Source organism: Pelagibacterium limicola (assembly GCF_015694405.1).
Lineage (GTDB): Bacteria > Pseudomonadota > Alphaproteobacteria > Rhizobiales > Devosiaceae > Pelagibacterium > Pelagibacterium limicola.
The window spans coordinates 343,423-355,474 of record NZ_JADQDB010000003.1; the positions used below are offsets into that span (position 1 = coordinate 343,423).

Consider the following 12,052-nt stretch of genomic DNA (forward strand, 5'->3'; position numbering starts at 1 on the left):
TTAATGTTGACTAAACGCCCAAACAAAGAGGGCGCCCTGGGGGGACGCCCTCTCATCGACAATTCCGAAAACGGCTAGTAGCCGACAGCCTGCTTGGGCTGGCCATTGCGCTGGCCGTGCATCTCCTCGGCGATGAGGAAGGCCAGCTCCAGCGCCTGGGATGCGTTGAGGCGCGGATCGCAATGGGTGTGGTAGCGGTCCGAAAGCGAGGCTTCGGTGACGGCCGAAACGCCGCCCGTGCATTCGGTCACATCGGCCCCGGTCATCTCCACGTGCACACCGCCCGCGATGGTACCCATCTGGCGATGAATATCGAAGAAGGACTTCACTTCCGAGAGGATGCGGTCAAACGGCCGGGTCTTGTAGCCCGAGGACGCCTTGATCACGTTGCCGTGCATCGGATCGCAGGTCCAGACCACCGTCCGGCCTTCCGATTTCACCGTTTCGATGAGGCGCGGCAGGTGCTCTTCCGCTTTATCCGACCCAAAGCGGGCGATGAGCGTCAACCGGCCCGCCTCGTCGTTGGGGTTGAGCACCTCCATCAGCCGCTTGAGGTCGTCGTTGGAAAGGCTCGGCCCGCACTTGACGCCGATAGGGTTCTTCACGCCCCGGAAATATTCGACATGCGCATGGTCGGGATTGCGCGTGCGATCGCCGATCCAGAGCATGTGGCCCGAGGTTGCGTACCACTCGTTGGTGATCGAGTCGCGGCGGGTCAGCGCTTGCTCGTAACCGAGCAACAAGGCCTCGTGCGAGGTGAAGAACTTGGTTTCGCGCAATGCCGGGGTGTTTTCGGGATTGAGGCCCAGCGCTCCGAGGAATTCGATGGCATCATCAATCTTCCTCGCAACCTCTTCATAACGCGGGTACCAGTTGGAATCCTTCATGAAGCCCATCGTCCATTCGTGGACGCGGGCGAGATTGGCAAAGCCACCCGACGAGAAGGCGCGGAGAAGGTTCAGCGTCGCCGCCGACTGCCGGTAGGCTTCGAGCTGGCGTGTGGGGTCGGGAATGCGGGCCTCGGGTGTGAATTCGATGCCGTTGATGATATCGCCCCTGTAGGACGGCAACTCCACGCCGTTGATGACTTCAGTATCGGCCGAACGCGGCTTGGCGAACTGCCCGGCAATGCGGCCTACCTTGACGACGGGCTTGGACGCGCCGTGCGTCAGCACCACGGCCATCTGCAGGAACACGCGGAAGAAATCGCGGATGTGATCGGCCGCATGTTCGGCGAAGCTCTCGGCACAATCGCCGCCCTGCAAAAGGAAGGCCTTTCCCTCTGCGACCTCAGCCAGGGCGGCCTTGAGGTCGCGCGCCTCACCTGCAAAAACGAGCGGGGGAAACGAAGCGAGCCGGGCCTCGACCGCCTCGAGCCCGGACTGGCTCGGATAGGTCGGGACCTGCAGGATTGGCTTGTTCCTCCAGCTGTCAGGTGTCCACGTGCTCATCGTTCTACTCGCTTGTTTCAATAGCTAATCGCCCCGCGGGGAACCCGAAGGGTCAGGCGGTCTATCAAGTCAACGGCCCTATGCCAAGTATCCTATAGTATTGTGACGATGCTGCCGACCCGAAAATGGCGTGACAGCAACGCTGGACATCAAGCCCGATGTTCAAATTGACAACAGGCTGCATTGTTGTTACAAATAACAACATGAAGGCCGTATTGATCGAGAAATCGAGGACGATGATCAATGTCACGGCCTTTTTCGAGGTCGTGCTGTGGCATTTGCCGTCGCCCGTTCCAGGAAGTCGGGCACCCGTTCAAGTATCGCTTGGCATTGGTCGTGAGCGGTGAGTGTGTGCTTCGCTACGATAATGAACGCGGCAAGTGAGACCACAGGCATATCGGGGGCCGTGAGGAACCGATTGTGTTCACCTCGCTGGATGCGCTGTTCGATGCATTTCGAGCCGATGTGGAAAGGATAATCCAATGAACACTCTGATCGTTCGGTTGGCTTCGATCGAAGATGCCAAAGCCCGTTTTGTCGAGGCTGGACGGCTTGCTACAGAGGGAACGCCGACTCCTGCCACGGCTACGCTGAATTTTTCGAGCTACGACGATATGCACCGCGTACTTGCTCCCTCGCGCCTTGCCATCGTCAAAGCCTTGGCCGGACAGGGTGCATTGTCGATCCGGGAGGTTGCTCGCCGCGTAAATCGCGACGTCCAAGCCGTTCACAGGGATGTAACGACTCTGATCAATGCTGGCGTAATCGACCGCACCGAGAGCGGTATCGAATTTGAGTATGAGAACATTCACTTCGATTTCGATGTGACCGCCGCGGCCTGACTCAGGCTGCCACCTTCTCCCCATCCACCACGCGATAGCTCGGCGCCTTGAGTGTCACGAGTTCCTCGGCGGCGGTCGGATGCACGGCGATGGCGTGGTCGAAATCGGCCTTGGTGGCATTCATGCCCATGGGGATGGCAACGAGCTGGATCATTTCCCCTGCCCCCGGCCCCATGATGTGGCAACCGAGGACGCGGCCGGTCGCTGTCTCGGTGATGAGCTTGAGCATCATCTTGTCCTGCCGGCCCGAAAGCGTGTTGATCATCGGGCGGAAGCGGGTGAGGTAAACATCGATGGAGCGGTAGCGTTCGGCCGCGCGCTCTTCGGAGAGGCCAACCGTGCCGATTTCCGGCTCGGAGAACACCGCCGTGGGGATCAGGTCATAGGGCACGGTCGTCGGCGTGTTGTTGAATACTGTCTGCGCGAAAGCGGCTCCCTCGCGGATCGCGACAGGGGTCAGCGCCGCGCGGCCCGTCACGTCGCCCACGGCATAGATCGAGGGGCATGACGACCGGGAATAGGCGTCGACCACGATGGCGCCAGTCTGGTCGCGATCCACGCCGGCTGCTTCGAGTCCTAGATCATCGGTGTTGGGGTGGCGGCCGGTTGCGAACATGACCGCCCCGAAGGTCGCCTCCTCGCCGTGCGAGAAGCTGACGCACACCCCCTCGCCGTCCTTCTCGAGCTTGCTGATGTGATAGCCATAGCGCAGGCGTACCCCGCGTTCATGAAGGGCGCTTTCCAAACCTTCGCGTATGTCATGATCGAAACCGCGGAGGATACGGTCGCCGCGATAGACGAGGGTGGTATCCACCCCCAGGCCGGAAAAGATCGTGGCAAATTCCACAGCGATATATCCGCCGCCTTCAACAAGAATAGTCTTGGGCAGGGTTTCGAGATGAAAGGCCTCATTTGAGGTGATGCCGAGTTCGGCGCCCTCGATGGCAGGTTTGAAGGGGGAGCCACCGGTCGCGACCAGAATATGCCTTGCCTCGAGCGTGCCGCCCGATTTCAAGCTTACACTGTTGGGGCCGGTGATCGTCGCACGGTCGTGGAACAGGGTAACGCCCGAGCCATCGAGCAGCGTTTCATATATCTTTTCGAGCCGGGCGATTTCCTTGTCCTTGTTGGCGAGGAGGGTCTGCCAGTCGAAAGACGCATCGACTTGCCAGCCGAAGCTGGGCGCGACGTCGAAGAGGTCGGGAAAGCGCGAGGCATAGACGAAGAGTTTCTTGGGCACGCAGCCCCGGATGACGCAGGTACCGCCATACCGATATTCCTCGACGATGGCCACTTTGGCACCAAGTTGAGCCGACATACGCGCTGCGCGAACCCCGCCCGAGCCGCCCCCTATCACCACGAGGTCGTATGTATCGCTCATCGCCTGCACCAGAACCTTTGAAAGAACGCACTATGTGGGAAGCGGGGTGGCACAAAAAAACCCCTCGCACAAGGCGAGGGGTCCGCAATCTCGTCGCTACGTCCGCAGATCAGACGTTGTAGCCGCCTTCGCGCAGAATGGCGCGGACGCGAGCGAGGAACTCGCGTTGCGTGTTCTGTTCCCAAACGCCCAGCACCGTCCGCATGTCCTGGTTTATGGTGACGTTTTGGGCGAGGAGCTTCTTTCCGAGGTCGCTGTTGTAGAAAGTGAGGATTTCCTCGAGCTCTTCCTGGGTGAAGCGCATGGCATAAATGCGGGCGAACTGGTTGTAGAGCTCGCTCTTTCTCGCTTCATATTCGTCGAACGCGGTCTGGATGGCCTCCTGCACAGGATCGGCCAGGGCCGGATCCTGCTGGACGAGGATCCGCATGACGTTGAGCCCGATCTCGATCAGCGTGATCTCATAGACATTGGCGTTGTCGGTGAGGTCGATATAGCTGCGCGCCGCCGCGAGGTGTTCGGGCGAGATTTCCTGCTGCGCCTGGGCGGAAGCCATACCCGATACCGCCAGAGTACCGGCGAGGAACAGCGCCGCAGGCAGGCGGCGCAAGGAAAAAAACGTGGTCGACATTTGTGCGTTCGGTCCCTTCCGAATTGCCATTCGGCTATGCTTGTTGCTCCGACAGGCGGATAACACCATCCGGCGCCGCAAGATAGGCCTCGCGGCACAAATCGAGAAACAGGCCGTGCTGAACAACACCTGGAATGTCCAGCAATGCCCGTGAAACCGCTTCTGCGTCGGAAATGCGGCCAAATGATGCGTCGAGGATATAGTGCCCGCCGTCGGTGGTGAAGGTCTCTCCGCCCCTCTGGCGCAGCGACAGTCCGCCCTGGGCTCCGAAGGCCTCCATCACATTGCCAACGGCCCTGCGTGTGGCGGCGAACCCGAAAGGATTGACTTCCACCGGAAGCGGGAATTGTCCCAGCGTTTCGACCAGCTTGCTGTTGTCTGCAATCACCACCATGCGGGCGGAGGCTGCCGCGACGATCTTCTCGCGCAGCAAGGCGCCGCCGCCGCCCTTGATGAGCCTGAATCCGCGGTCGATCTCGTCAGCGCCGTCTATGGTAACGTCGAGCGCGTCGATGTCGTCGAGCGACGTCAGGGGTATACCGAGCGACAGGGCCTGCTTTGCCGTTTCCTCCGACGTGGGAACGCAAAGGCACTCGAACCCTTTCGCCACTTCGGCGCCGAGCAGATCGACAAAGTGCTTTGCCGTCGACCCGGTCCCCAGCCCGATTCGCATTCCAGACCGAACCTCGGACATCGCCGCCTGGGCGGCCTGGCGTTTAAACGCATCGCTCATTGGGTTCTCCAAATGGAAATTTCCCGGCAGGTTTCCGGGGTGAAATTCCCGATGTCAATTGGCCTAAGGGGTAAAGCGCGTTTGTGAGCCCCGCCAGATGTCTCTTGTTTGCAACACTTTGCCCGTCGGACTAGGTGAACAGCGCTCAACCTGATGTGAAGCCCCTAGGCGAAATGTGGCAATCGCACTATGCAGCGAAATGGTTTGTGGACGGAATCGCATGGCGGAGCCGTCCTTCAAGGGGCATATCACGGATGAAAACGGCATTTGTCTTTCTCTTACTTGTTCTTTCGGCGGGCCTCTTCGGAGGCGCGGCTTCTGCAAGCCAGACCGTCCGGGTCTATGACGCCGATCTCAACGCCTTCGTCGATCGTCCCACGAGCGGCGGTCTCCGCGGCAGCCCGATCAAGAAGCAGATCGTCGAATACCGGACCAATTATGCGGTCGGCACGATAGTCGTCGAGACCGGTGAGCGGCGCCTCTATCTCGTTCTCGAAGATGGCAAGGCCATGCAGTACGGGATCGGTGTCGGACGCGACGGTGCAACGTGGTCGGGCACCCACCGAGTTACCCGCAAGGCCGAATGGCCGGACTGGCGTCCGACCGTCAACATGCTGCGCCGCGACCCATCCCTGCCCCGCTACATGGAGGGTGGACCGGACAATCCGCTCGGCGCGCGTGCCCTCTATATCGGCTCGACCATGTACCGCCTGCACGGCACCTCCGAGCCCTGGTCCATCGGCCAGGCTGTTTCCTCGGGCTGTATCCGCCTGACCAACGAAGACATCATCGATCTCTACAACCGGGTCGAAGTCGGCGCGACGGTCGTGGTCCGGCGATAAGACTGGCGGTTATCTCGCTGACACGAAGAGCCGCCCCTTTGGGCGGCTTTTTTATTCCAACGGAGTTTCGAAGCGGCCAGCAAATCCCTATACTCTATCCATGCATCAGCCATCGCCCCCATCGCCAAGCGCTCCCTTCCGACCCCTGATCGACGGATTCGGGCGGCAGGTGACGTATTTGCGGGTTTCGGTCACCGACCGGTGCGACTTCCGCTGCACCTATTGCATGGGCGAAGACATGACCTTCCTGCCCAAAAGCGAGGTACTCAGCTTTGAGGAAATCCAGGCGATCATTTCCGCCTTCGTTGCACGCGGGGTGCGCAAGGTGCGCCTCACGGGCGGAGAGCCGCTGGTACGGCGCGATATCATCAAGCTGATCGAAGCCATCTCTGCGACCCATCTGGCGTCGGGGCAGCTCGAGGAATTGACCATCACCACCAATGGCAGCCAGCTCGGGGTTCAAGCGGAGCGGCTGGCCACACTGGGGATCAAGCGCATCAACGTGTCGCTCGATACGCTCGATTCCGAGCGGTTCAAAGAGATCACGCGCCGCGGACGGCTGGGTCAGGTGCTCGACGGGATCGATGCCGCCCAGAACGCCGGCATTGCCGTCAAGATCAACATGGTGCCCATGCGCGGGGTAAACGATGACGAAATCGTCCCCCTGCTCGAATGGGCGCATGGGCGGGGTTTTGATCTGACGCTAATCGAGGCGATGCCCTTGGGCGAGGTCGCGATCGACCGTGCCGAAGCCCACCTCTCCCTGCGCGAAGTTCGTGACCGTCTGACCGAGTGCTACCGGCTGGAGCCGATCGCCAAGCGAACGGGCGGGCCGGCGCGTTATATGCGGGTGGCCGAAACCGGGGGTACGCTGGGCTTCATCACGCCGCTGTCACACAATTTCTGCGAGAGCTGCAACCGCGTGCGCCTGACGTGCACCGGCGCGCTTTATATGTGCCTGGGGCAGGAAGACCGCGTCGACCTGCGCGCGGCCTTCCGTGAGGGCGGCGAGGAAGGGCTCGATGCCGCACTCGACCGTGCGATGATCCTCAAGCCCAAGGGGCACGATTTCGTCATCGATCGTGCCCAGCCAGCCGTGGCGCGTCACATGTCGGTGACGGGGGGATAATCTGCCCACGCTTCGATGAAAACGTGTCCACCCGTTCGCTTCCCCATCAAAGGGAACTTGCCGGGCGACTTCCACGGATTGGAACGTTCTAGGCGTCGCTTAAAAGAGCGAACTCGAGGGGGAGCGCGGTGGTGTATTTGATCTGTTCCATCGCAAAGGACGAACTGACGTCCGATAGTGCGATCCGCGAGATGAGCTTCTTGTAGAAGGCGTCGTATGCCTGGATCGATGGGACGACGACCCGCAGCAGATAATCGACCTCGCCGCTCATGCGATAGAATTCGACGACCTCGGTGAAATCCTCGACAACGGCCGCGAATTTGCGCAGCCAGGCGTCGTTATGCTCGTTCGTCTTGACGGCGACGAATACCGTCACCCCGGCGTTGACCTTTTCGGGGTCGAGCACGGCGACGCGGCGCTTGATGACCCCCTCTTCCTCCATTTTCTGGATGCGCCGCCAGCACGGAGTCGTCGAAAGCCCGACCTTGCGCCCGATTTCGGCGACGGGTGTCGTCGCATCCTTCTGCAAAAGCTGGAGAATCTTGCGGTCGAGCTTATCGAGCGCCATTTGAGCCCCTGAAATTATTTTCCCAAACTCTAAAAGATTTTCTGTGACGAAGGAAAATCGTCCGCCTGGCTGCCACATTTGACGCGGCGGCGTTGCTGGTGTCAAGGCGGAGGGACGGCATTTTGTCCCCTGATCGACCGCTCGCGCCCCGCCATGCCCGCATCGCTCGAGATCGGCCGGATCTCATAACCCCGTATTAACCACGACAACCATAGTTTACGTCCGAGTATGTGTGTTCTCCGTTAGGTTTTCCCTGGTGGAGTTTTGAGTTGAGTACCGAGTACCGTCATGCCCGTTGGTGCGGCATATCAGAAAGCTGAGACGCAGCGGTCAGGTTATGACGCGCGCAGGAACGTGCAACGCACCGTTCTCGACGCCCGCCAGCGCCTGACATCCAGCTCGGGTACGCGCGTTTCTTTCGATTACGATCTGCTCGACGATTACGCCGCGGCGCGCCTTTCGGGGTTCCTGCCCACCCTGCTTGTCATCGGCATTCTGACGACCGCCGCCGCGCTCTGGGTTCCGCTGACGATAGCGGCCATCTGGGCCGGGTTCGTGCTGGTCGCCAATGCCGGAATTGCAGGACTTTGCCGCCAGTTCAAGCACGCAAAGCCGGAGGCGTTCAACGCCCAGCGGTGGACCGCCATCTTCATCACGGGCGAAACCATCAATGGCCTTGCCTGGGCGTTGATGGCCGCGTTGCCGATCCTCGCTGGCGGACCGGACATTCAGATCATCGTCTTTGCGATGCTGCTCGTGGGAATCGCTGTCAACGCGGTTTCGACGCGCACCTTGCCGCGCGCGACTATGGTCTCCACCCTGCCCGCTTCGCTCGCAGTGGGGGCAGTCCTGGCATGGTCGGGCGGGACGCTGAACTACGCCCTTGCCTCAGTGGCGATGGGGGCGTTCATCTTCTTCGTTTTCCTCGCCAACCAGCTTCATAAATCCGAACTTGGCAACCTTGAGCACCAGCTCGAAAAGGATGCGCTGATCCTCGAGCTCGAGGAGGCGCGCAACATGTCGGACGAAGCGCGGCGCCATGCGGAACAGGCCAACATCGCCAAGTCCCGGTTCCTGGCCACGATGAGCCACGAATTGCGTACACCGCTCAACGCGATCATCGGATTTTCCGAAGTGTTGAAGTCCGAGCTCCTCGGCGCCCACACCGTGCCGCAATACAAGGAATATGCTGGCGACATCCATGCCAGCGGGCAGCACCTCCTGAACCTCATCAACGAGTTGCTCGACCTCTCGCGCATTGAGGCGGGCCGCTACGATCTCAACGAGGAAGCCATCAGCCTTGCGGACGTCGCGGACGATTGCCGCCGGATGCTGGAAATCCGCGCGCGCGCCAAGGGGATCGAGTTCGTTTTCCATTGCGAACAGAACCTGCCCAAGCTCTGGGGCGACGAGCGGGCGGTGCGCCAGGTCGTCCTGAATCTCCTCTCCAATGCGATCAAGTTCACCCCGCAATCGGGGCGTGTCGCGCTGAGCGTCGGCCGGTCCGGGGACGGCGGGCAGTTCATAAAGGTCACCGATAACGGCCCGGGCATTCCCGAGGACGAAATCGAGACGGTATTGTCCTCGTTTGGCCAAGGGTCGCTGGCGCAGAAAACCGCCGAACAGGGCGCCGGCCTTGGCCTGCCGATCGTCCAGAAGATCATGGACCTGCACCAGGGCCGGTTCGACCTCTTCTCCAAGCTCCGGTTCGGTACCGAGACCATCGCCACCTTCCCCCGCGCCCGGGTGATGGAGGGCATGGCGCCGGTCGTCGAGCCACGCACGCTCGAAATCTATTCCGAAGCCGGCTAGCGCTTTAACGTCGCCGGCTCACTGCACAGTCCGTCGGTCCACCGGCGTCAGACCGCCCGCAGATCCTCGACCAACACGCCGACATGCGGGATCTCATTGTCATGAGGCTTGTCGCGGATGGTTTCGGCGAGGCCCGCAGCATACCACTCCTGCATGGCCGGCAATGCGAGCAGCCGCTGCGCATAGGCCATCGCGGGATCGCTGAGCTTCAACCCATAGGTCTGGATGCGGAAGGCGACGGGGCAGAAGAAGGCGTCCACCGCCGTAAACCCGTCGCCCGCAAGGTAGGGGCCGCCGAAGCGGGTGAGCCCTTCGTTCCAGATCTCGTCGATGCGGGACAGATCGCGCGAAAGCGCAGGGCTGACCTCATGGAGGCGGACGCGAATGCCGACATTCATGCCGCATGTGCTGCGGAGCGTGGAAAAGCCCGCATGCATCTCCGCGCAGGCAGACCGCGCCCAGGCGCGGGCCGTCCTGTCGGCGGGCCAGATGGACGGGTGGTCTTCGGCAACGTATTCCGTGATGGCCAGGGAATCCCAGACGGTGCGGCCATCACCGACGAGGCAAGGGACAAGCCCCGTCGGAGAGAACTTGCGGAACTCATCGTAGGTGGCGCCTTCAAGGAAAGGAACGAAGCGCTCCTCGAAGGGGATGCCGAGCCCCTTGAGCAAAACCCAGGGGCGAAGGGACCAGGAGGAATAGTTCTTGTTGGCGATGTAGAGGACGTACATGGCGGTGCTCCCGTTCAGTCTGGTTTACTCGATCTTCCCTGCCACGGCCGCTTCGGCGAACGTAGCCATGTTCTTGTGCAGGTGCAGCGCGGTTTTGCACAGCGCTGCGGCGATGGCTGCGCCGCTACCCTCCCCGAGCCGCATCCCCAGATTGAGCAGCCCTTTCCTGCCCATCGCTTCGAGCGCGCGCGCATGGCCTCCTTCGGCCGAGACATGGGCGAAAAGACAGTGATCAATCGCCGAGGGATTGACGGCATGGGCGATGGCGGCGGCGCTGGTGGCGACGAACCCGTCGACGATCACCGGGATTTTCTGGTGCCGCGCGGCAATGATGGCCCCCAGCATGGCGGCGATTTCCCGCCCTCCCAAGTGGGAGAGGATATCGAATGGCGTCGTCAGGCGGCCTGCATGGCGCGCCAATGCGCGATCCACCGCATCGGCCTTGCGCTTGAGGCCCTCATCGTCGACCCCGGTGCCCCTTCCGGCCCAGTCGGCTCCCGAGCCGCCATAGAGCGCAGCGTAGAGCGCGGCAGCAACTGTCGTGTTGCCAATGCCCATTTCGCCGATGCAGAGCAGATCGACATCGCCGGCGATGGCTTCCATGCCATAGGCGATCGTCGCGGCGGTCGTGCGCGCGTCCATTGCGGGGACCACAGTGATATCGCCGGTCGGCACGTCGAGCGCCAGTTCGAACACCCGCAGGTTGATTTCATGCAGCGCGCAGATCTGCGAAATCGCCGCGCCGCCATTGGTGAAATTGGCGACCATCTGCGTGGTCACCTCGCGTGGGAACGCCGACACGCCCTGATCGGTCACGCCGTGATTGGCGGCGAAGATGGCGACCATCGGATCGTCCATCGTGGGGGAGGCCTTGCCCTGCCAGCGCGCCAGAAATTCCACGAGCTTTTCCAGTTCGCCGAGCGAACCGGCAGGCTTGGTCAGCTGCGAATCGCGCGCACGTACGGCCTCGACCGCCGCTTCATCGCCCTCAGGCCCAAGCATCAAGAGGTCCTGAATGTCGACGAAGGCTGAGGCAGTCATGGCGGCTCCAAGATTCGGGTGATAAGAGGGGACGTTCTTGTGCGGCATCGAAAAGGAAAAGGCAATTGGCGGCCTCTCCCTCCCCTGGCAACGACAATTCCCAGCCCTCGCAGGGAGGCAATCTCGTTGCCGACCTTGTGATGGCGCTGCGATTCTATTCTCGGTTGCCGGCGGGGCGTTCTGCGCACGAAGTGCCCGACCTGAACCGGATCGCCATGGCACTGCCTTTTGCAAGTCTCGTCATTGGGATCGGTCCGGCTGTCCTGCTTCTGGTGCTGGCGGTCAGTGGGGTGCCGCCGCTCTTTGCGGCGCTCGCAGCGGCCGCAATGTTTGCCATCGTGACCGGCGCAATGAGCGAGGATGCCGCAGCCGATGCGGCAGACGGTCTGTTCGGCGGGGCCACGCCCGAGCGGCGGCTCGAAATCCTCAAGGACAGCCGGCACGGCACCTATGGTGTCCTGACCGTCGTCTTCGTTGTGGGGCTCAAGGTGGCGGCGCTTTCGGCAATCGTGGCACGCAACCCGCTAGCGGCTGCGAGCGTCTGGATGGCGGCGACAATGCTTGCCCGCTCCGGCTCGCTTTACGTCTCGCTGCGGCTTGCCCCCGCACGCGGGACAGGAACCGCAGCATCTGTCGGCAGACTTTCACGGAACGGATTTATCCTCGGCATCGTTTTCGCCTCGATCATTGCCCTGGTGCTGGCCGCGCCATTCACGGGACTTCTCGGCCTTGCCGTTGCTCTCGCGTTCGGTGCGCTTGTTGTTATCGGCTGGACGCTGCTTTGCGAAAGGCTGGTCGGCGGGCTGACCGGGGATCTGATCGGGGCCGCGCAGGCATTGCTCGAAATCGCCATATTGGCGGTGTTTATGCGACTGATTGTTTAGAGATAAT

12 protein-coding genes and 1 pseudogene are annotated in these 12,052 nt (G+C 61.5%); 6 read left to right on the forward strand and 7 right to left on the reverse strand.

Annotated features, from left to right (window positions below; all coding sequences use genetic code 11):
* Positions 1 to 74: 74 nt before the first annotated feature.
* A complete protein-coding gene (locus I2G20_RS07790; protein WP_196259128.1) occupies positions 75 to 1,451 on the reverse strand; it encodes a class II 3-deoxy-7-phosphoheptulonate synthase in 1,377 nt (458 codons plus the stop codon).
* A 203-nt stretch (positions 1,452 to 1,654) separates the two neighbouring features.
* On the opposite strand from I2G20_RS07790, the pseudogene I2G20_RS17255 reads away from it, so the two are divergent.
* Positions 1,655 to 1,937 (forward strand): annotated as a pseudogene (locus I2G20_RS17255) (toxin-antitoxin system TumE family protein).
* Positions 1,934 to 2,293: an HVO_A0114 family putative DNA-binding protein gene (locus I2G20_RS07795; protein WP_196259129.1), complete on the forward strand. Its 360-nt coding sequence runs from the start codon at positions 1,934 to 1,936 to the stop codon at positions 2,291 to 2,293. The pseudogene I2G20_RS17255 and the gene I2G20_RS07795 overlap by 4 nt, the downstream one beginning before the upstream one ends.
* 1 nt (position 2,294) lies before the next feature.
* On the opposite strand, the gene gor is transcribed toward I2G20_RS07795, so the two are convergent.
* From gor to rpiA, 3 genes are all read right to left on the reverse strand, one after another.
* Positions 2,295 to 3,674 (reverse strand): glutathione-disulfide reductase, encoded by a 1,380-nt coding sequence (gor, locus tag I2G20_RS07800; protein ID WP_196259130.1) that lies wholly within the window; start codon positions 3,672 to 3,674, stop codon positions 2,295 to 2,297.
* Between the two features lie 109 nt (positions 3,675 to 3,783).
* Complete coding sequence (locus I2G20_RS07805; protein WP_196259131.1) at positions 3,784 to 4,305, reverse strand: DUF2059 domain-containing protein; 522 nt, start codon at positions 4,303 to 4,305, stop codon at positions 3,784 to 3,786.
* Between the two features lie 34 nt (positions 4,306 to 4,339).
* Positions 4,340 to 5,038, reverse strand: a complete 699-nt coding sequence (gene rpiA, locus I2G20_RS07810) for a ribose-5-phosphate isomerase RpiA (protein ID WP_196259132.1) — start codon at positions 5,036 to 5,038, stop codon at positions 4,340 to 4,342.
* Positions 5,039 to 5,292: 254 nt separating this feature from the next.
* Between rpiA and I2G20_RS07815 the strand changes: the two genes are divergently transcribed.
* Both I2G20_RS07815 and moaA read left to right on the forward strand, forming a co-directional pair.
* Positions 5,293 to 5,880 (forward strand): L,D-transpeptidase, encoded by a 588-nt coding sequence (locus I2G20_RS07815; protein WP_196259133.1) that lies wholly within the window; start codon positions 5,293 to 5,295, stop codon positions 5,878 to 5,880.
* A 100-nt stretch (positions 5,881 to 5,980) separates the two neighbouring features.
* A complete protein-coding gene (gene moaA, locus I2G20_RS07820) occupies positions 5,981 to 7,009 on the forward strand; it encodes a GTP 3',8-cyclase MoaA (RefSeq protein WP_196259134.1) in 1,029 nt (342 codons plus the stop codon).
* 88 nt (positions 7,010 to 7,097) lie between these two features.
* On the opposite strand, the gene I2G20_RS07825 is transcribed toward moaA, so the two are convergent.
* Positions 7,098 to 7,577: an Lrp/AsnC family transcriptional regulator gene (locus I2G20_RS07825; protein ID WP_196259135.1), complete on the reverse strand. Its 480-nt coding sequence runs from the start codon at positions 7,575 to 7,577 to the stop codon at positions 7,098 to 7,100.
* A gap of 288 nt (positions 7,578 to 7,865) precedes the next feature.
* Between I2G20_RS07825 and I2G20_RS07830 the strand changes: the two genes are divergently transcribed.
* Positions 7,866 to 9,389, forward strand: coding sequence for a sensor histidine kinase (locus I2G20_RS07830; protein WP_196259136.1), 1,524 nt, complete (start codon positions 7,866 to 7,868; stop codon positions 9,387 to 9,389).
* A gap of 47 nt (positions 9,390 to 9,436) precedes the next feature.
* On the opposite strand, the gene I2G20_RS07835 is transcribed toward I2G20_RS07830, so the two are convergent.
* Both I2G20_RS07835 and cobT read right to left on the reverse strand, forming a co-directional pair.
* Positions 9,437 to 10,120, reverse strand: coding sequence for a glutathione S-transferase family protein (locus I2G20_RS07835; RefSeq protein WP_196259137.1), 684 nt, complete (start codon positions 10,118 to 10,120; stop codon positions 9,437 to 9,439).
* A gap of 24 nt (positions 10,121 to 10,144) precedes the next feature.
* Positions 10,145 to 11,161, reverse strand: a complete 1,017-nt coding sequence (gene cobT / locus I2G20_RS07840; RefSeq protein WP_196259138.1) for a nicotinate-nucleotide--dimethylbenzimidazole phosphoribosyltransferase — start codon at positions 11,159 to 11,161, stop codon at positions 10,145 to 10,147.
* Positions 11,162 to 11,226: 65 nt separating this feature from the next.
* Between cobT and I2G20_RS07845 the strand changes: the two genes are divergently transcribed.
* Positions 11,227 to 12,045, forward strand: a complete 819-nt coding sequence (locus I2G20_RS07845) for an adenosylcobinamide-GDP ribazoletransferase (RefSeq protein ID WP_196259139.1) — start codon at positions 11,227 to 11,229, stop codon at positions 12,043 to 12,045.
* The last annotated feature ends 7 nt before the right edge of the window (positions 12,046 to 12,052 follow it).

Bases quoted from the DNA above. Each gene is read 5' to 3' on its own strand.
- I2G20_RS07825 (WP_196259135.1), bottom strand. From the start codon at position 7,577: ATGGCGCTCGATAAGCTCGACCGCAAGATTCTCCAGCTTTTGCAGAAG.
- I2G20_RS07805 (WP_196259131.1), bottom strand. From the start codon at position 4,305: ATGTCGACCACGTTTTTTTCCTTGCGCCGCCTGCCTGCGGCGCTGTTC.
- gor (WP_196259130.1), bottom strand. From the start codon at position 3,674: ATGAGCGATACATACGACCTCGTGGTGATAGGGGGCGGCTCGGGCGGG.
- I2G20_RS07790 (WP_196259128.1), bottom strand. From the start codon at position 1,451: ATGAGCACGTGGACACCTGACAGCTGGAGGAACAAGCCAATCCTGCAG.
- rpiA (WP_196259132.1), bottom strand. From the start codon at position 5,038: ATGAGCGATGCGTTTAAACGCCAGGCCGCCCAGGCGGCGATGTCCGAG.
- I2G20_RS07835 (WP_196259137.1), bottom strand. From the start codon at position 10,120: ATGTACGTCCTCTACATCGCCAACAAGAACTATTCCTCCTGGTCCCTT.
- moaA (WP_196259134.1), top strand. From the start codon at position 5,981: ATGCATCAGCCATCGCCCCCATCGCCAAGCGCTCCCTTCCGACCCCTG.
- I2G20_RS07815 (WP_196259133.1), top strand. From the start codon at position 5,293: ATGAAAACGGCATTTGTCTTTCTCTTACTTGTTCTTTCGGCGGGCCTC.
- I2G20_RS07830 (WP_196259136.1), top strand. From the start codon at position 7,866: ATGCCCGTTGGTGCGGCATATCAGAAAGCTGAGACGCAGCGGTCAGGT.
- I2G20_RS07795 (WP_196259129.1), top strand. From the start codon at position 1,934: ATGAACACTCTGATCGTTCGGTTGGCTTCGATCGAAGATGCCAAAGCC.
- cobT (WP_196259138.1), bottom strand. From the start codon at position 11,161: ATGACTGCCTCAGCCTTCGTCGACATTCAGGACCTCTTGATGCTTGGG.